This is a genomic window from Arthrobacter sp. NQ4 (assembly GCF_029077345.1).
Taxonomy (GTDB): domain Bacteria; phylum Actinomycetota; class Actinomycetes; order Actinomycetales; family Micrococcaceae; genus Arthrobacter.
In genome coordinates this window covers 202,697-219,901 of the sequence record NZ_JARETC010000002.1, presented here as the reverse complement: position 1 = coordinate 219,901, position 17,205 = coordinate 202,697, and the positions used below count along the sequence as shown (strand labels likewise).

Genomic DNA, 17,205 nt, shown 5'->3' with positions numbered 1-17,205 from the left:
CTGAAGGAAACCGCATTCCTCCTACACTGGAAGGCATGCAGACTTCTCTGGGTTTCGTGGCGCCGGGGTACGAGGGCGTCCTGGCACTGTTTGAGTCCTTCCTCGCGGAGGACTCCCGGTACAGCGCGCAGTTGGCCGCCTACCGGAACGGGGTGCCGGTGGTACGCCTGACCGGGGGCCCGGACATGGCACCGGATACGTTGACCGGCGCCTACTCCTGCTCCAAGGGTGTCGCCGCACTGGTCATCGCCCTGCTGGTCCAGGACGGCGTCCTTGACCTGGACCAGACCGTGGCGCATTACTGGCCCGGGTTTGCCGCGCACGGAAAGGACAGGCTCCTGGTCAGGGAGGCGTTGTCGCACCAGGCGGGGCTGCTGGGTGTCGAGGGCGGCTTTGGCCTGGACGAATTCACCACGTCCAGGGCTGCCGCCCGGCTCGCGGATGCCGCTCCCTCCTGGGAGCCCGGCCGCCAGTTCGGCTACCACGCGCTCACCATCGGCATCCTCATGGAGGAACTGTGCCGGCGGACTACGGGTGAGGCCCTGCAGGACATCTATGACCAAAGAATCCGGAAGCCGCAGGACGTGGATTTCTTCCTGGGGCTGCCGGAGGACCAGGACGCCAGATACCGGGATGTCCTCTATGAAGCAGACCCGTCGGAGGCGTGGGTCGACCCGCTCAGCCTCGATGGCATGAACGGCAACGCCCCGGTCAGCACCATCATGGAGCTGCCCAACATCCGCTCGGTGCGCGCCGCGGGCATGTCCGCGGCGGGCGGGGTAGGGTCCGCCGACGGGCTGGCGCGGTTGTATGCGGCAGCGACCACCGGCGTGGAGGGCAGTGAGCCGTTCCTCACAGCGGGGACCGTCGCGGCAATGACCCGGGAGCAGGTGTGGGGCCTGGACCGGTCCTCCGGCCTGGACAATGCCTTCGCGGTCGTCTTCATGAAGCCCCACCCCTCGCGGAACTTCGGCAGCCACCGTGCCTTCGGCCACGAGGGGGCCAACGCGGCCCTTGGTTTTGCGGATCCGTCCTATGGCCTGGGCTTCGGTTACATCCCCCGGCGCGCGGAAGAGGGGCGCACTCCGGGCCGTGCCCACCGTCTGGCCGCTGCGGTACGGCGTTCAGCAGCCGGTTTGTCCTGACGCACCCCCGGCCCTACTGTTGTCCGGATGGGCAATACTCAGGCACGGCCGGATGCACGGTGGGCTCGGGGGACCCAACTTCTTAGACAATCAGTGGCGGGGCTTTCTGCTGCCTTCGCGGCGCAGCGGCTGCAACTGGCGGGGAAAGCGGCCATAGCCGCAGGGCTGGCGTTCGCCATTGCACCCCTTATGCCGGGCGCCGCCTCGCACTACGCGTACTACGCGCCGCTGGGCGCCCTGGTGGCGATGTATCACAATGTCGCCGGGTCCGTGAAGCAGGGGGCGCAGGCCCTGGCGGGGCTGGCGATGGGAATCGGCCTTGCCTTCGTCCTGGTGAGCATCGGTGCGCCCTCGCCCCTGACGGTCGCCGTGTTCATGGGGGTGGGAGTCCTGCTGGGCGGCTTGCCGGGCATCGGTTCAGGCAGTGACTGGATTCCGACGGCGGCCCTGCTGGTTCTGCTGGTCGGCGGCAGTAACGCCGAAGATTTCTCCTACGGATACCTCGTGCAGATGGCAGCCGGAGTGGCGGTGGGCATTGCGGTGAACTTCCTGATTTTCCCACCCCTGCACCTCAACGCGGCGGCGTCGAGCCTGGCCGACCTCAGGGTCGCCCTGGGCAAGCAGTTGCTGGATATGGGCGCCGCCCTGAAGGAAAAGTGGCCCCCAGAGCACGAAGACTGGTCGCGCAGGTCGGACGAACTGGCAGAGGCCGCAAGATCCGTGCGCCACCTGGTCAAGGAAGCCGATGCCAGCCGCAGGGCCAACCCCCGCCGGAAGCTGCACCCGCGTGACATGGACCAGGACTTTCGCGACCTGCAGGACCTGGAGCGGGTCACGTTCCATATCCAGGACATGACGGATGTGCTGTCTGACGTGATCTGGGAAGACGACGTGCCGTATGCCATCCCGTTGCAGGACAACGAGCCCCTGGCCGACGCCATCACCGCAACCGGACAACTGGTGTCCACGGATACCGACGGCAACGAGCAGGGCCGGAGGGACCGCTATGACGCCGCCAAGGCGGCGGTAGAAGCCTGTATGGCTGCCACCGCCCGCAGGCCGGCAGACCAGGGAACGGTCCCTGCGTCAGAATCGGTCCTCCTCAGCCTCCACCGGATCCTCCGGGCGGTCCGTCCCCAGGACCAGGCCGGCCGCCCGCGTCCCGGAGACGAAGCCCAAGCTCCCCGGCCGTGATTACAGGGCCGAAACTGTCCCGCTGAAGTGGCGCCGCCCCGACCGCGGACTCCAGGCGACAAAGCTGGATCGCTTCCATGCTCCGGCCCCGCCCTGTTCCGTCGCGATCTCCAGGGCGACCCGGGAGGGCAGGAAGACCGGGGCCTCGAACTCCACGTCCCACCTGAACGAGTCGCCCCGGGCGGGGCCAGCGTCCGCGAGCGCCCGGGACGCCAGGTACATGCCGTGCGCTATCGACCGCCGCATGCCCAGGGCTTTGGCCGAGAGCACACTCAGGTGGATGGGGTTGAAGTCCCCCGAGACCGCTGCATACGCACGGCCGGTGTCCACGCCCAGGTGCCACAGGGCCGTTGGGTCAGGTGCCGTGAAATCCGCCTTGGGCGCGGTGGCGGTGGGCTTGTCGATCCCCGGCAGGAACACTCCCTTGGCCAGGTACGTGGAAACCCCGCACCAATGCACATCGCTGGAGCCGGCACGCCGCACTTCCGCCACGACGTCCACCTGTGTCCCAGCACGGTGGCCGCGGAGGTTTTCCACCCGGGCGGTTATGTCAAGGACATCGGTGAACACCAGCGGTGATCTTTGCTCAACACTGTTGCGCAGGTGGATCATCCCCAGCAGGGGCAGCGGGAAGTCGTCCCTGTTCATGACGCTCATGGCCAACGGGAACGCGATCGCGTGGATGAAGCCGGCAGGGAGGACGTCACTGGCCGTTTCGCCGATCAGGTGCTGATACGCGGTAAGGTTCTCGACCCCCACCGTGACGCCCCTGACTTCATGGCTCTCCGCCGGAAGGACTGACGAGTCGTGCGTGCCCAGGAGCCTGCGCCGTGCCGCCTGCGCGGCGGCATTGACGTAAAGCTTGGACAATGACGGCATTTCGGCCAGGACCACCGGTTGCTGGACCGTCATGCCCCCACCAGGTTCTGCCCGCACACCCGCAGCACCTCCCCGTTGATCCCACCGGCGGCTTCGCTGGCCAGGAACGCGATGGTCTCCGCGACATCGGACGGCAGGCCCCCCTGCTGCAGGGAGTTCAGCCGCCGTGCCACCTCGCGGACGGCAAAGGGGATGCGCGCCGTCATCTCGGTTTCGATGAATCCGGGAGCCACGGCATTGATGGTGCCTCCGTGGGACGCGAGCAGGGGGGCGGTGGCACGCACCATTCCCATCACTCCTGCCTTGGACGCCGCGTAATTGGTTTGTCCCCGGTTTCCGGCGATGCCGCTGGTGGAAGCAACCGAAACAATACGCGGTGCCGACCGGAAGTGTGCGGAGGCCAGCAGTGCCTCATTGATGCGGAGCTGGGCGGCAATGTTGATGTTGATCACCGCGTTCCACCGTGCCTGGTCCATGTTGGCCAGGAGTTTGTCCCGCGTGACGCCGGCGTTATGCACCACGATGTCCAGCCGCCCGTGCCGCTGCACGGCATGGTCGATGATCCGCTGGCCCGCATCCGCGCCGGTGATGTCGAGCTGCAGCGCGGTGCCGCGCACCGCGTTTGCCACTGCGGCCAGCTGGTCCCCCGCCGCAGGAATGTCCACCAGGATCAAGGTGGCACCGTCGCGGTGCAGCGTCCTGGCGATCTGGGCACCGATGCCGCGGGCCGCGCCGGTGACAACTGCCACTTTGCCTGCCAGCGGCTGCTCCGGGTCTGTGGGAAGACTGCCGTCCTCCGTTGACACGGTGAGGAACTGTCCGTCAACGAACGCTGACCGGCCGGAGAGGAAGAACCTTAAGGCGCCCAGGGCACTGGGGCTGGTGGCGGTGGTACCGCCAGAAAGGACGACGCCGTTGCCTGTTGCACCTGCCCGCAGTTCCTTGGCCAGGGACCGCAGAAAGCCATCCACCCCCTGCCGCGCTGCCGCGGTTTCGGGCGAGGAGGCTTCCGACGCCGGGCGGGACAAGGTGATGACCCGGCCGCCGGCCCGCAGGTCCCGGAGGGACCCTGCCGCCGCCAGGACGGGCTTCTCCAGGTCTGCCGGATGAGCGAGCTCATCAAGGACCAGGATGATGGCACCCAGCTTTTCGGCCGGCACGGCGTGCCGCCGGACGTCGAGGTCCCAGGACAGCAGTTCTGCAGCGAGCTTGTCCGCCCCCGGAGTATCACCGAGGACGACGACGGGTCCGGTCACCAGTGGCTGCCCGGGCTGGTAACGGCGAAGGACCGCAGGTTGCGGGAGGCCGAGCTTCTTTGCCACGTTGCGGCCCAGGCCGCTGTTGACCAGTTGTGTGTACGTGTCCGCCATAGCCGCCTCCTACAGGGATTCCAGGATCGCGACGACGCCCTGGCCGCCGGCCGCGCATACGGACACCAGGCCCCGCGCCGGCCGCCCCGTGGAAGCAGCCTTGGCGTGGAGCATCTTGGCCAGGGTGCCTACGATGCGGCCACCGGTGGCAGCAAAGGGGTGGCCTGCTGCCAGCGAAGACCCGTTGACGTTGAGGCGGGAACGGTCGATGCTGCCCAACGCACCCTCAAGGCCGAGGCGGGTGCGTCCGAACTCGTCGTCCTCCCATGCTGCAAGGGTACTGAGGACGGTGGCGGCAAATGCTTCATGGATCTCGAAGTAATCGAAGTCGGCCAGCGTCAGGTTTTGCCGGGCGAGGAGCCTGGGCACGGCGAACACGGGAGCCATGAGAAGCCCGTCCTTGCCGTGGACAAAATCAACCGCGGCAGCTTCGGCGTCCACCACGGCTGCCAGCTTGGGCAGGTCGCGCGCATCAGCCCATTCGTCGGAGGCCAGCAGCACCGTGGAAGCACCGTCGGTCAGAGGAGTGGAGTTCCCCGCTGTCATGGTGGCGTCTGCGCCAAGGTTGCGGCCGAAGACCGGCTTCAGCGAGGCGAGTTTCTCCAGTGAAGTGTCGGCCCGCAGGTTCCCGTCGCGCGTCAGTCCCCGGTAGGGGGTCATCAGGTCGTCGAAGAACCCGGAGTCGTAGGCGGCAGCAAGGTTGTGGTGGCTGTTCAATGCCAGCTCGTCCTGCGCTTCCCGGGAGATCTTCCACTGTGCAGTGGTCAGGGCCTGGTGCTCGCCCATGGACAGGCCGGTCCGCGGCTCCCCTGTGCCCGGGGCCAAAGGGGCCAGGTCCTTGGGTCGGAGCCGGCTGAGGATCTGGAGTCGCTGGGGAAGGGTTTTGGCCCGGTGAAGGTCCAGGACGACCTCGCGGAGCCCCTCGCTGACCACCACGGGCGCATCGGACGCGGAGTCGACGCCGCCGGCAATGGCGGAATCAATCTGTCCAAGCTTGATCTTGTTGGCCAGGCCAACCACGGTTTCAAGGCCTGTGGCGCACGCCTGCTGGAGGTCGTACACGGGAGTTTCGGCAGAGAGCGCCGATCCCAAAACGGCTTCGCGGGTGAGGTTGAAGTCACGCGAGTGCTTGAGTACCGCGCCCGCCGCCACCTGGCCAATGCGTTCGTCCTGGAGGCCGAAGCGGGCGATCAGGCCATCGAGGGCCGCCGTCAGCATGTCCTGGTTGGAGGATTTGGCGTACGCTCCCCCGGCCCGGGCGAACGGGATCCTGTTGCCGCCGACGATCACCGCCCTGCGGGTTGAAGGCACGGCAGGCGTGGCTGATCCGCCTGCGGGGATGGACTGTCCTTCTGTGGACATGGAGGGCTCCTCTGGTCACAAGTGGTTACCGATACCCAGCGTACCTGATACGCTGGGTATCGTGAACCTTCAGGACACGCACTCCCCCCTGACCATCGAACTGCCCACGCCGGCGAGCTCCGACGGGCGTTCATCCCGCTGGCAGAGCCACCGGGAGGAACGGCGCAGGGAACTTATCAAGCAGGCCCGCCGCGCGGTGCACGTCCTGGGCAGCGACGCTTCCATGGAGGACATCGCCACAGCGGCCGGAACGTCGAAGTCGGTCTTCTACCGTTACTTCGGGGACAAGGCAGGGCTGCAGCAGGCGGTGGGTGAGGTGGTGCTCAGCCAGATGCAGCACCGCATCCAGGAGGCCGCCCAAAGCGCCCTCACGCCCCGGGAGGGCCTGCTCGCCATGGTTTCGGCCTACCTCCAGATGGCCGATACCAGCCCCAACGTCTACACCTTTGTCACCAGCTACGCGCCAGGTGATACCGCCGCCCCCGCGCACCCTGCTGCGCCCGGCGGACCGCTAGGCCCCTTTTTCGACGCCATCGCGGACATGATCGCCACCCCCATGCGGTCACACCTCGGCGATGTCAGGGAAACCGTCATCGGCTATTGGCCAAAGGCGGCAATCGGCCTGGTCCGGAATGCCGGCGAACAATGGCTAAGCACCCCGGACTCCCCTGCCAAACCAGACCAGGAGACCATGGCCCGCCAGATCACCGCATGGCTGTGCGTGGGCATCGTCCCCGAACTCACCCCCGCTTCACCGACCACCAAGTTATCCGCCAAAGAAGGACTGTGACATGACTGACGTAGTGGACCGCCCCGCGCGCAAGGGTCTCCGCCCCGCCGCAACCCCTGCAGCCAAGCCCCTGGACGAAAGCCCCGAGCCCGCCGTCGACGTCGAGGCATTGGGCCGGCAACTCCTGGGCAAGTGGGCCGATGTCCGGCTGCAGGCACGGGATCTGGCCGCCAGGCCCGAACTGCACAAGATCGAAGGCCTGACGCACACCGAACACCGTGCCCGCGTCTTCGGCCAACTCAAGTACCTCGTGGACAATGAAGCCGTGCACCGCGCCTTCCCGTCGGAGCTCGGCGGCTCCGACGACCACGGCGGCAACATCGCCGGCTTCGAGGAGCTGGTGGTGGCAGACCCGTCCCTGCAGATCAAGGCGGGGGTCCAGTGGGGACTTTTCGGATCCGCCGTGATGCACCTGGGGACCGCAGAACACCACACCAAGTGGTTGCCCGGAATCATGAGCCTGGAAATCCCCGGCTGCTTCGCCATGACCGAGACCGGCCACGGCTCCGATGTGGCAAGCATTGCCACCACTGCAACCTACGAGCCCGCCTCCGAAGAGTTCATCATCCACACCCCGTTCCGCGCCGCCTGGAAGGACTACATCGGCAACGCGGCCAATGACGGACTCGGCGCCGTTGTCTTCGCCCAGCTGGTCACCCGCGGTGTCAACCACGGCGTCCACGCCTTCTACGTGGACCTGCGGGATCCGGAGACCAAGGAGTTCCTGCCCGGCATCGGCGGGGAGGACGACGGCGTCAAGGGCGGCCTGAACGGCATCGACAACGGCCGGCTGCACTTCGACAACGTCCGCGTCCCCCGGACCAACCTCCTGAACCGGTACGGCAACGTCGACGCAGACGGAACCTACACATCGCCCATCGCCAGCCCCGGCCGGCGCTTCTTCACGATGCTGGGCACCCTGGTCCAGGGCCGCGTGTCGCTGGACGGCGCAGCCGTGGCCGCCTCCAAGGTGGCACTGAAAGCCGCCATCCAGTACGCCACCGAACGCCGCCAGTTCAACGCGTCCTCGCACACCGAGGAAGAAGTCCTGCTCGACTACCAGCGGCACCAGCGGCGCCTGTTCACCCGCCTGGCCGCCACCTACGCGGCCAGCTTTGCGCACGAGCAGCTGCTGCAGAAGTTCGACGACGTCTTCTCCGGCGCCCACGACACTGACGCAGACCGCCAGGACCTGGAAACCCTGGCCGCAGCGCTGAAGCCCCTCAGTACCTGGCACGCCCTGGACACCCTGCAGGAATGCCGCGAAGCCTGCGGCGGTGCCGGCTTCCTGATCGAAAACAGGTTCGCCTCGTTGCGCGCCGACCTCGACGTGTACGTCACCTTCGAGGGAGACAACACCGTGCTGCTCCAGTTGGTGGCCAAGCGCCTGCTGGCCGACTACGCCAAGGAGTTCCGGAACGTCGACTTCGGAGTGCTGGCCCGTTATGTGGTGAACCAGGCCGCGGGCGCCGCCGTGCACCGCACCGGCCTGCGCCAGGTGGCCCAGTTCATGGCTGACACTGGGTCGGTCCAGAAGGCCGCAATCGCCCTCCGCGACGAGGAAGGCCAGCGCGCCCTGCTCACGGACCGGGTGCAGACCATGGTGGCTGAGGCCGGTGCTGCTTTGAAGGGCAGCAAGCGCCTGTCGCAGGACAAGGGCGCGGCCCTGTTCAACCGACACCAGAATGAACTCATCGACGCCGCCCAGGCGCACGCTGAACTGCTGCAGTGGGAGGCGTTCACGGAAGCCCTTCGGGAGGTGGAAGATTCGGGAACCAGGACGGTCCTTACCTGGCTGCGTGACCTCTTCGGCCTGTCCCTGATCGAGAAGAATCTTTCCTGGTACCTCATGAACGGCCGCCTCTCCATGCAGCGGGCCCGCACGGTGGGCGGCTACATCAACAGGTTGCTGGAGAAGATCCGCCCGCACGCCCTGGACCTGGTGGAGGCCTTCGGGTACGGCGAGGAACACGTCCGGGCGGCCATCGCCACGGGCGCCGAAAAGAGCCGCCAGGACGAGGCGCGTGCGCACTTCCGCAGCCAGCGGGCCAGCGGTCAGGCGCCGGTGGACGAGAAAGTCCTGATCGCCAGGACGGCGGGCCGCAAGGCCTAACCCGGCTGAAACCACCAACCGGGTAAACAACGACGGCGGCGCTCCCCCACCAGGGGGAGCGCCGCCGTCGTTGTTTCTACTGCCGGGACGCTCAGGCTCCGGCAGGCAACACCGATCGGTACACCTCGAGGGTGGTTTCGGTGATCGATTCCCACGAGAAGTGCTTTTCGGCGCGCTCGCGGCCTGCCTGCCCCATAGCCCGGGCGCGTGCGGGATCGGACACCACTTCGGTGAGGGCGGCTGCGAACTCCGCGACGAACTTCTCCGGGTCCAGGGGCGTACCCGTACCATCGGTGACCTGTTCCAGATCCACCAGCAGGCCGGTTTCACCGTGCTGGACCACCTCGGGGATGCCGCCGGTGGCACTGGCCACCACCGCGGCGCCGCAGGCCATGGCTTCGAGGTTGACGATGCCGAGCGGCTCGTAGATGGAGGGGCAGGCGAAGGCGGTGGCGTGGCTGAGGACCTGGATCAGCTCGTGGCGCGGCAGCATCCGTTCAATCAGCACCACGCCCGTGCGCTGCTTCTGCAGTTCCTCAATGAGCGCGGCGGTTTCGGCCGCCAGTTCCGGGGTGTCCGCGGCGCCCAGGCACAGGACCAGCTGGACGTCAGCCGGAAGTTTCGCTGCCGCCCGCAGGAGGTAGGGAACGCCCTTTTGGCGTGTGTTTCTTCCCACAAAGACGACGCTCGGTTTGGCGGGGTCGATGCCCAGGGCGCGGACGGCGTCGTCGTTTTCATCACGCTGCCACAGCTCTACGTCGATGCCGTTGTGGACCACGCGGACCTTGTCCGGGTCAACGTTGGGGTAGCTGCGCAGGATGTCCTGGCGCATGCCCTCGGACACGGCGATGATCGCCGCCGCGGCTTCATATGCCGTCTTCTCCACCCAGGAGGAGAGGGCGTAGCCGCCGCCCAGCTGCTCGGCCTTCCAGGGCCGCAGCGGCTCGAGGCTGTGGGCACTGAGAACGTGCGGAATTCCGTGCAGCAGGGAGGCCAGGTGGCCGGCCATGTTGGCGTACCAGGTATGCGAATGGACCAGGTCGGCGCCCTGGACATCCGGCACAATGCGCAGGTCCACACCCAGGGTCTGCACCGCGGCATTGGCCCCGCCCAGATCCTCGGGAACCTGGTAGGAGGTCACGGTTGCTCCGTGGTAGTCAGCATCGCGGGGAGCACCGAAAGCGCGAACCTGCAGGTCAACGTGCTTACTAAGCACCCTGCTCAATTCGGCTACATGCACCCCGGCGCCACCGTAGATCTCCGGCGGGAACTCTTTAGTCACAATGTCTATTCGCACAAGACCCAAGGTAGTCGTTCACGGATAACTGTTCTAGTGTGAAGGAGTCCGGGCCTACCGGACTGTCTTGGGGAGTTACGAAGGCGTACAGGAGCGACCATTATGCCGTTGACCAAAAAAGTCCTGGCCATTGTCCTCGCAGGTGGCGAGGGAAACAGACTGATGCCACTGACGGCAGACCGGGCCAAGCCCGCCGTGCCCTTCGCCGGCAGTTACCGCCTGATCGATTTTGCGATTTCCAACCTGGTGAATTCGCGTTACCTGCAGATTGTGGTCCTCACCCAATACAAATCCCATAGCCTCGACCGGCATATTTCCGAAGCATGGCGGATGTCCACCCAGCTCGGCAACTACGTCGCCTCCGTCCCCGCACAGCAGCGCGTCGGCAAGAGCTGGTTCCTGGGCAGCGCCAACGCCATCTACCAGTCCCTGAACCTGATCCATGACGCCAACCCCGACATCGTCGTCGTGGTGGGCGCGGACCACGTGTACCGCATGGACTTCGCCCAGATGGTGGACCAGCACGTCCGGAGCGGCGCCAAGGCCACCGTGGCGGCCGTCCGGCAGCCGCTGCACATGGCCGACCAGTTCGGCGTGATCGAAGTGGACCAGAACGACTCCCAGAAGATCGCCGCGTTCGTGGAAAAGCCCTCCAGCACGCCCGGGCTCGCTGCCGACCCCTCCCAGTTCCTGGCCTCCATGGGCAATTATGTCTTCGACGCCGATGCGTTGGTTGCTGCGCTGCATGTGGATGCCGAGCGCCTGGACACCAAGCACGACATGGGCGGGGACATCATCCCCTACTTCGTCAACAGGGGCGAGGCCGGCGTCTACGACTTCACGCTCAACGACATCCCGGGCTCCACCGAGCGCGACCGCACCTATTGGCGCGACGTGGGCACCATCGACTCGTTCTACGACGCCCACATGGACCTCATCTCCCCGCTGCCGGTCTTCAACCTCTACAACTCCGAGTGGCCCATCTACACCCGGCAGAGCATTTCCCCGCCGGCCAAGTTCGTCCGCGGCAAGAACAACACCGTCGGCACGGCGCTGGACTCCATCGTGGCCAACGGCGTGGTGATCTCCGGCGGCGTGGTGGAGGGCTCGGTCCTGTCCAACGACGTCTACGTCGCCACGAGCGGCCGGGTCATCGATTCTGTCCTGATGGACAAGGTGCAGGTGGGTGAAGGGGCAGTCATCAACCGCGCCATCCTGGACAAGAACGTCAAGGTCCCTGCCGGTGCGGCCATCGGCCTGGACCCTGACCTGGACAGGGCGCGCGGGTTCAAGGTCACCGAGTCCGGCATCACCGTCCTGGCCAAGGGCCAGGAAGTCCCGGAACCGGGCGAGGAGGAACGCAAGCTCGCCGCCAGCCACCTGAGCGTCCTGCCGAACGCCATCAAGGCTGCTGCGGAGCAGTACGCCGGCGTCCGCGAGGCTGCGGACAAGGTGGCCGGCACGCATGCCGCCGCCGCGGCTGAGGCCGCACCGGCCGCCCGGCTGCGGTGATCCGCAGGTAGCCATACCCCACACCACCCGCAGGCCGGGGCGCCACCCATGGTGCCCCGGCCTGCGGCGTACGCTGTAAAATTTTCCCAATGAGCTCCCCCGATCTGACCCCTGAGGACATCCAGGCCTGCCTCAAGGTCCTGAACACCATCCATGCCTACGACGAGGAGCACCCGGACTATGTCGCGGTGCGCCGCGCCACGGGGAAGATGTTCAAGGCCGTCAAGCGCCACCGCAGGGTAACGAAGCGTGATTCCATCGCCGAGGCTGACCGCGCAGTGATTGCCCAGACCGCCACCGCCGCCCCTGACCGGATCGATGACGAGACCCGCGGCAACAAGCTGGCACCGTCCGCCACCGGAAAGATCGCCGGACACCTCCTCCGGTCCCGCCCCTGCTACATCTGCAAGCAGCACTACACCCAGGTGGATGCCTTCTATCACCAGCTGTGCCCGGAATGCGCGGCCTTCAGCCACAGCAAGCGTGACGCCCGGACCGACCTCACCGGCCGCCGGGCCCTGCTGACCGGAGGGCGGGCCAAGATCGGGATGTACATCGCACTCCGGCTGCTGCGCGACGGAGCCCACACCACCATCACCACCCGCTTCCCCAAGGACGCTGCCCGGCGCTTCGCGGCGATGGAAGACAGCGGGGACTGGCTGCACCGGCTCCGCATCGTGGGGATCGACCTGCGTGATCCCGCCCAGGTCATGGCCCTGACCGACTCACTCGACCAGGCCGGCCCGCTGGACATCATCATCAACAACGCGGCCCAGACCGTGCGCCGGTCCGGCAACGCCTACAAGCCGCTGGTGGACGCAGAGGACGAGCCGCTTCCGGCGGCCCTGGAGCAGGCCAACGGCGGCCCTGAGCTCCTGACGTTTGGCCATGCCCATGACAAGCACCCCTTGGCCCTTGCCGGCAGCGTCACCGAACACCCGGTCCTGGCCGGCGATGCGATCACCTCTCTGGCGCTGTCCACCGGGTCTGCGTCGCTGGAGCGCATCGCCTCCGGAACCGCGATTGACGCGGGTGGCCTGGTCCCGGACCTTGCCACGATCAACAGCTGGACGCAGGTGCTGGACGAAGTGGATCCCCTGGAGATGCTCGAGGTGCAGCTCTGCAACGTCACCGCCCCCTTCCTGCTGGTCAGCCGGCTCCGGGGCGCCATGAAGCGGTCCACGGCGCGGCGCAAGTACATCGTGAACGTCTCCGCCATGGAGGGACAGTTCTCCCGCGCCTACAAGGGCCCCGGCCACCCGCACACCAACATGGCCAAGGCGGCGCTGAACATGATGACCCGCACCAGCGCCCAGGAGATGCTGGACACGGACGGCATCCTGATGACGGCGGTGGATACCGGCTGGATCACGGACGAGCGCCCGCACTTCACCAAGGTCCGGCTCATGGAGGAAGGCTTCCACGCGCCCCTCGACCTGGTGGACGGTGCGGCGCGGGTCTACGATCCGATCGTCATGGGTGAAAAGGGCGAGGACCAGTACGGCGTCTTCCTGAAGGATTACAAGCCCAGCCCCTGGTGATGCGGGTATGCTCACGGCATGAGCAACGAGTCATCCACCCAAGTGCAGAATCTCGAACACCACGAATGCTGGGCGTTGCTACGGACGGTGTCCGTGGGCAGGCTGGCGGTCCTCGTTGACGGCCGGCCGGACATCTTCCCGGTGAACTTCACCGTGGACGGCGGCACGCTGGTCTTCCGCACCAGCCAGGGAACCAAGCTATCGGCGGCCTCCGGCGACGCCCCCGTGGCGGTGGAGGCGGACGGCGTCGACCCTGGCACGGGCCTGGCGTGGAGCGTGGTCATCAAGGGCACCGCTGCCCTGGTCAAGAGCACTGAGGAAGTGCTGGAGACTTCCCGGCTGTACCTCTTCCCCTGGCAGGCAGGACGGAAGGATGCGTTCGTGCGCATCACCCCGGACAGCGTCACGGGCCGCCGCTTCAAGGTCACGGACCCCATGACCTGGTGGACCCAGATCAGCGGCTCCGCCAAAGCGTCCCAGGAATAGGCCGACGGCGGGTTCCCCGGCCACGGAGGCCGGGGAACCCGGCGCGTCAGGCGAGCTGGGTGATCTCCACGCTGACTTTCAGGGCGGAGCCGCCGCCGCCGGACAGGATGCCCTTCAGCGGGGGCACATCCCGGTAGTCGCGGCCCCTGGCCACCGTGACATGGAAGTCACCGGCGGGTTTGTGGTTGGTGGGGTCCCAGCTGCGCCAGTCCCCGTCCCACCATTCAAGCCACGCGTGCGACTGCCCGGCCACGGTCTCGCCGATTCCGGCGCTGGAGCGCGGGTGCAGGTAGCCGGAGACATAGCGCGCCGGAATGCCGCAGCTGCGCAGTGCACCGATGGCCAGGTGCGCCAGGTCCTGGCACACCCCCTTGCGCTGGCCCCAGGCTTCCTCCGCGTTGGTGGTGACGGCAGTGGACCCGGACATGTAGGTCATCTCCCCGCGCATCCAGGCGAAGACCGCCATGGCAGCCTCATGCGGATTCTTCCCTGCCACGACGCCGGGGATGATGCCCAGTACCTCGTCGCCCGGACCGCTCAGCCGGGACTGCGGCAACCAGTCGCTGAACGCGTCAAGCGTCTCCGGCGATGCCAGTTCATCCCAGCCCACGATGTCTGCCTCCGCGGGGATCTTCTCCGCCCGGTGCACCTCGACGGTGATGTTGGAGACCACCTCAAGGTTTTCGTGCGGCATCTGCATGTCAAAGGCCGTGACCCTTGTCCCCCAGTAGTCGCGGTAGGTGCTCACTGCTGCCTGCGATGGGGAGACCTTCACCACGGACTCCAGGACCACCTGCTGTGAATCCGTCAGCGGGGTCATCCGTGCCTCATTGTAGGACAGCGTTACCCGCTTGTTGTACTTGTAGGCCGTCCTGTGGACGATGCTCAACCGGGTCATGACACTTCTCCCACCCAGGCAAGTTCGTCCGCCTGATTGAAGTACTTACGGGAAATGGCGTCCGAGGCCTGGGACACCGCCTTCTGCACCCGCTCCATGTGCTCCGGCAGTTCGGACATGAGGTCATCCGTGCGGTGGAACTCGAGGAAGGTCCGGGCCTGGCCCACGATGCGGCGGGCATCGTTGATGAAACCCACGCGCTGGGCGGACGGGTCGAGTTTGGCCAGGCACTCATCCGCGTCCCGCAGGGCATAGACGATGGACCGCGGGAACAGCCGGTCCAGGAGCAGGAACTCTGCAGCGTGCTGGTCTCCGAACGCAGCGCGGCGGGTGCGGAGGAAGGATTCATACGCGCCGGCGCACCGGAGCATGTTCACCCAGGACATGCCTGCGGAGAGGACGTCCCTGGTGGAGAGCATCCGGGCCGTCATGTCGGCACGTTCCAGCGAGCGGCCCAGGACCAGGAAGAGCCAGCTCTCGTCATGGCTCACGGTGGTGTCGGCAAGGCCGCTGACCATGGCGGTGCGCTCCAGGGTCCAGTTGCAAAACCGGTAGGTGCCCACCACGTCCTTGCGGTGCTGGCTCAGCCCGTAGTAGGTGGTGTTCAGGCTTTCCCACAGCCCGGAGGACACAGTCTCGCGGGCACGGCGGGCGTTCTCACGGGCGGCACCCAGGGAACCGGCGATGGACGTGGCGCTGGTCTTGTCATAGGCCAGGGCGTGAAGCAGTTCCGGAAGCCCGAAATCCTCGCTCTGCGGCTTGGCGCCCATGACCGCCAGGAGTTCCTGCGCCACGCTCTTCCGCTCCTCCATGGGGAGGTGGTTCAGGCGTTCCAGGTGGACATCCAAAATGCGGGCGGTACCGTCCGCCCGCTCCACATAGCGGCCGATCCAAAAAAGGGACTCGGCAATACGGCTAAGCATTCGCGGCTACCTCCTGCGCGCCCGGAACGTTGTCAAAGAAAGGTGCGACGGCGGCGACGTCTTCACGTGCCGGGCTCACTGCTGCTGCTCCGACTGGCGGTCGCGCCAGTTGCTTTCCACCGGCCACACCGAGACACGTTCCCTGACCGTGACGGACTGGCGCGGAACGGTCTCCACCGGCATCTGGGGTGAGTCGGCAAGGACCCAGGTGTCCTTGGATCCGCCGCCCTGGCTGGAGTTCACAATCAGGGACCCTTCCTTCAGCGCAACGCGGGTCAGGCCGCCTGGAAGCACCCAGACGTCGTCGCCGTCGTTCACGGCGAAGGGCCGCAGGTCCACGTGGCGCGGACCGAACTTGTCACCACCCAGCGTGGGAACCGTGGAGAGCTGCAGCACCGGCTGGGCGATCCAGCCGCGGGCATCGGAGATGATCCGCTGGCGGAGGGCATCCAACTCGTCCCTGGAGGCATCCGGGCCGATGACCAGGCCCTTGCCGCCGGAGCCGTCCACCGGCTTGACCACCAGTTCCGCCAGGTTGTCCAGGGTGTACTCCCGGGCCTCCTTCTCCTCGAGGCGGAAGGTGTCCACGTTGGCGATAATGGGCTCCTCGCTGAGGTAGTAGCGGATCAGGTCAGGCACGTAACTGTAAACCAGTTTGTCGTCTGCCACGCCATTGCCCACCGCGTTGGCGATGGTGACACCGCCGGCTCGGGCGGCGTTGACCAGCCCGGGGCAGCCAAGCATCGAGTCGGACCGGAACTGCAGCGGGTCCAGGAAGTCGTCGTCGATCCGCTTGTAGATGACGTCCACGCGCTGCTCGCCGGCCGTCGTGCGCATGTACACGCGGTTTCCACGGCAGATGAGGTCGCGGCCCTCCACCAGTTCCACGCCCATGAGGCCGGCCAGCAGGGTGTGCTCGAAGTAGGCGCTGTTGAACACGCCGGGGGTCAGGACGACGACGGTGGGATCGTCCACGCCGGCAGGCGCGGTTTTGCGCAGGGCCGAGAGCAGCCGCCGGGGGTACTCTTCCACGGGCCGGATGAGCTGCTGGCCGAATGCCTCAGGCAGGCCCTTCGCCATGGCGCGCCTGTTCTCCAGCACGTAGCTGACGCCGGAGGGGACGCGGACGTTGTCCTCCAGGACCCGGAAGGTGCCGGCGGCGTCGCGGACGACGTCGATGCCGGAGATGTGGACCCGCACCCCGCCGGCGGGTTCAAAGCCGTGGACCTGCCGGTGGAAATGGGCGCTGGTGGTCACGAGCTGGCGGGGAATCACGCCGTCGGAGACCACGGTCATCTTGTCGTAGACGTCGTTCAGGAACGCTTCCAGGGCGCGGACGCGCTGCGCCACGCCGCGTTCCAGGACATCCCACTCAGCTGCCGGGATGACACGGGGCACGATGTCGAGGGGGAAGGGCCGTTCCTCGCCCGCGTAGTCGAACGTCACCCCGCGGTCCAGGAAGGTGCGGGCCATGGAGTCGGCGCGTGCGCTCACATCCGCCAGGGAGAGCTTCCGGAGCGCCTCCGCCACCTGCCCGTACGAGTCCCTGGCCTGTTGCCCGGGGGCAAACATCTCGTCGTAGGCTCCGGTGCGGCCCGCGGCCTCGGAGTAATCCTGGAATAGGTCTGACATGTCCAATAGCCAACCATCTTTTTGTTTCGAGTTCATTACTGCCATCCATTCTGGCGTGTTGTC

At 66.7% G+C, this 17,205-nt stretch carries 14 protein-coding genes; 7 read left to right on the top strand and 7 right to left on the bottom strand.

Annotation, left to right across the window (positions count from 1 at the left end):
- Nucleotides 1-35 precede the first annotated feature (35 nt).
- Nucleotides 36-1,145 (top strand): serine hydrolase domain-containing protein, encoded by a 1,110-nt coding sequence (locus PUN51_RS04800; RefSeq protein WP_275180107.1) that lies wholly within the window; start codon nucleotides 36-38, stop codon nucleotides 1,143-1,145.
- Nucleotides 1,146-1,238: 93 nt separating this feature from the next.
- On the top strand, nucleotides 1,239-2,339 hold the full coding sequence (locus PUN51_RS04795; protein ID WP_159632008.1) for an FUSC family protein: 1,101 nt from the start codon (nucleotides 1,239-1,241) through the stop codon (nucleotides 2,337-2,339).
- Here the strand turns inward: PUN51_RS04795 and PUN51_RS04790 are convergent, their stop codons facing one another.
- The 3 genes from PUN51_RS04790 to PUN51_RS04780 are packed head-to-tail and all read right to left on the bottom strand — an operon-like array spanning nucleotide 2,340 to nucleotide 5,950.
- The gene (locus tag PUN51_RS04790) at nucleotides 2,340-3,251 is read right to left on the bottom strand and encodes a MaoC family dehydratase (protein ID WP_224026078.1); all 912 of its coding nucleotides are present in this window, start codon (nucleotides 3,249-3,251) and stop codon (nucleotides 2,340-2,342) included.
- Nucleotides 3,248-4,588: a 3-oxoacyl-ACP reductase gene (locus PUN51_RS04785; RefSeq protein ID WP_224026077.1), complete on the bottom strand. Its 1,341-nt coding sequence runs from the start codon at nucleotides 4,586-4,588 to the stop codon at nucleotides 3,248-3,250. The genes PUN51_RS04790 and PUN51_RS04785 overlap by 4 nt, the downstream gene beginning before the upstream one ends.
- Nucleotides 4,589-4,597: 9 nt before the next feature.
- The gene (locus PUN51_RS04780) at nucleotides 4,598-5,950 is read right to left on the bottom strand and encodes an acetyl-CoA C-acetyltransferase (RefSeq protein WP_275180106.1); all 1,353 of its coding nucleotides are present in this window, start codon (nucleotides 5,948-5,950) and stop codon (nucleotides 4,598-4,600) included.
- Nucleotides 5,951-6,011: 61 nt separating this feature from the next.
- Between PUN51_RS04780 and PUN51_RS04775 the strand changes: the two genes are divergently transcribed.
- Nucleotides 6,012-6,740, top strand: coding sequence for a TetR/AcrR family transcriptional regulator (locus PUN51_RS04775; protein WP_224026075.1), 729 nt, complete (start codon nucleotides 6,012-6,014; stop codon nucleotides 6,738-6,740).
- A gap of 1 nt (nucleotide 6,741) precedes the next feature.
- A complete protein-coding gene (locus PUN51_RS04770) occupies nucleotides 6,742-8,853 on the top strand; it encodes an acyl-CoA dehydrogenase family protein (protein ID WP_275180105.1) in 2,112 nt (703 codons plus the stop codon).
- A 91-nt stretch (nucleotides 8,854-8,944) separates the two neighbouring features.
- On the opposite strand, the gene glgA is transcribed toward PUN51_RS04770, so the two are convergent.
- Nucleotides 8,945-10,150 carry a glycogen synthase gene (glgA, locus tag PUN51_RS04765; protein WP_275180104.1) on the bottom strand — a complete coding sequence of 402 codons (1,206 nt, stop codon included), beginning with the start codon at nucleotides 10,148-10,150 and terminating at the stop codon, nucleotides 8,945-8,947.
- Nucleotides 10,151-10,252: 102 nt separating this feature from the next.
- Here glgA and glgC point away from each other — a divergent pair, with 102 nt between their 5' ends.
- The 3 genes from glgC (at nucleotide 10,253) to PUN51_RS04750 (ending at nucleotide 13,689) form a co-directional block, all read left to right on the top strand.
- Complete coding sequence (gene glgC / locus PUN51_RS04760; protein ID WP_159632014.1) at nucleotides 10,253-11,662, top strand: glucose-1-phosphate adenylyltransferase; 1,410 nt, start codon at nucleotides 10,253-10,255, stop codon at nucleotides 11,660-11,662.
- Nucleotides 11,663-11,751: 89 nt separating this feature from the next.
- Nucleotides 11,752-13,203: an SDR family NAD(P)-dependent oxidoreductase gene (locus PUN51_RS04755; RefSeq protein ID WP_159632015.1), complete on the top strand. Its 1,452-nt coding sequence runs from the start codon at nucleotides 11,752-11,754 to the stop codon at nucleotides 13,201-13,203.
- Nucleotides 13,204-13,221: 18 nt separating this feature from the next.
- Nucleotides 13,222-13,689: a pyridoxamine 5'-phosphate oxidase family protein gene (locus PUN51_RS04750; protein WP_275180103.1), complete on the top strand. Its 468-nt coding sequence runs from the start codon at nucleotides 13,222-13,224 to the stop codon at nucleotides 13,687-13,689.
- A gap of 46 nt (nucleotides 13,690-13,735) precedes the next feature.
- Here the strand turns inward: PUN51_RS04750 and PUN51_RS04745 are convergent, their stop codons facing one another.
- The 3 genes from PUN51_RS04745 to PUN51_RS04735 all read right to left on the bottom strand — a co-directional run bounded on the left by PUN51_RS04745 (nucleotide 13,736) and on the right by PUN51_RS04735 (nucleotide 17,142).
- Nucleotides 13,736-14,587 carry a transglutaminase family protein gene (locus tag PUN51_RS04745; RefSeq protein WP_159632016.1) on the bottom strand — a complete coding sequence of 284 codons (852 nt, stop codon included), beginning with the start codon at nucleotides 14,585-14,587 and terminating at the stop codon, nucleotides 13,736-13,738.
- Nucleotides 14,584-15,510, bottom strand: coding sequence for an alpha-E domain-containing protein (locus PUN51_RS04740; protein ID WP_141160461.1), 927 nt, complete (start codon nucleotides 15,508-15,510; stop codon nucleotides 14,584-14,586). Before PUN51_RS04740 ends, PUN51_RS04745 begins: the two co-directional genes overlap by 4 nt.
- A gap of 75 nt (nucleotides 15,511-15,585) precedes the next feature.
- Nucleotides 15,586-17,142, bottom strand: coding sequence for a circularly permuted type 2 ATP-grasp protein (locus PUN51_RS04735; RefSeq protein ID WP_275180102.1), 1,557 nt, complete (start codon nucleotides 17,140-17,142; stop codon nucleotides 15,586-15,588).
- Between the last annotated feature and the right edge of the window lie 63 nt (nucleotides 17,143-17,205).

Excerpts from the sequence above, each read along its gene's own strand:
- PUN51_RS04735 (WP_275180102.1), bottom strand. The coding sequence starts at position 17,142 with ATGTCAGACCTATTCCAGGATTACTCCGAGGCCGCGGGCCGCACCGGA.
- PUN51_RS04790 (WP_224026078.1), bottom strand. The coding sequence starts at position 3,251 with ATGACGGTCCAGCAACCGGTGGTCCTGGCCGAAATGCCGTCATTGTCC.
- PUN51_RS04800 (WP_275180107.1), top strand. The coding sequence starts at position 36 with ATGCAGACTTCTCTGGGTTTCGTGGCGCCGGGGTACGAGGGCGTCCTG.
- PUN51_RS04745 (WP_159632016.1), bottom strand. The coding sequence starts at position 14,587 with ATGACCCGGTTGAGCATCGTCCACAGGACGGCCTACAAGTACAACAAG.
- glgC (WP_159632014.1), top strand. The coding sequence starts at position 10,253 with ATGCCGTTGACCAAAAAAGTCCTGGCCATTGTCCTCGCAGGTGGCGAG.
- PUN51_RS04755 (WP_159632015.1), top strand. The coding sequence starts at position 11,752 with ATGAGCTCCCCCGATCTGACCCCTGAGGACATCCAGGCCTGCCTCAAG.
- PUN51_RS04750 (WP_275180103.1), top strand. The coding sequence starts at position 13,222 with ATGAGCAACGAGTCATCCACCCAAGTGCAGAATCTCGAACACCACGAA.
- PUN51_RS04780 (WP_275180106.1), bottom strand. The coding sequence starts at position 5,950 with ATGTCCACAGAAGGACAGTCCATCCCCGCAGGCGGATCAGCCACGCCT.
- PUN51_RS04740 (WP_141160461.1), bottom strand. The coding sequence starts at position 15,510 with ATGCTTAGCCGTATTGCCGAGTCCCTTTTTTGGATCGGCCGCTATGTG.
- PUN51_RS04785 (WP_224026077.1), bottom strand. The coding sequence starts at position 4,588 with ATGGCGGACACGTACACACAACTGGTCAACAGCGGCCTGGGCCGCAAC.
- PUN51_RS04770 (WP_275180105.1), top strand. The coding sequence starts at position 6,742 with ATGACTGACGTAGTGGACCGCCCCGCGCGCAAGGGTCTCCGCCCCGCC.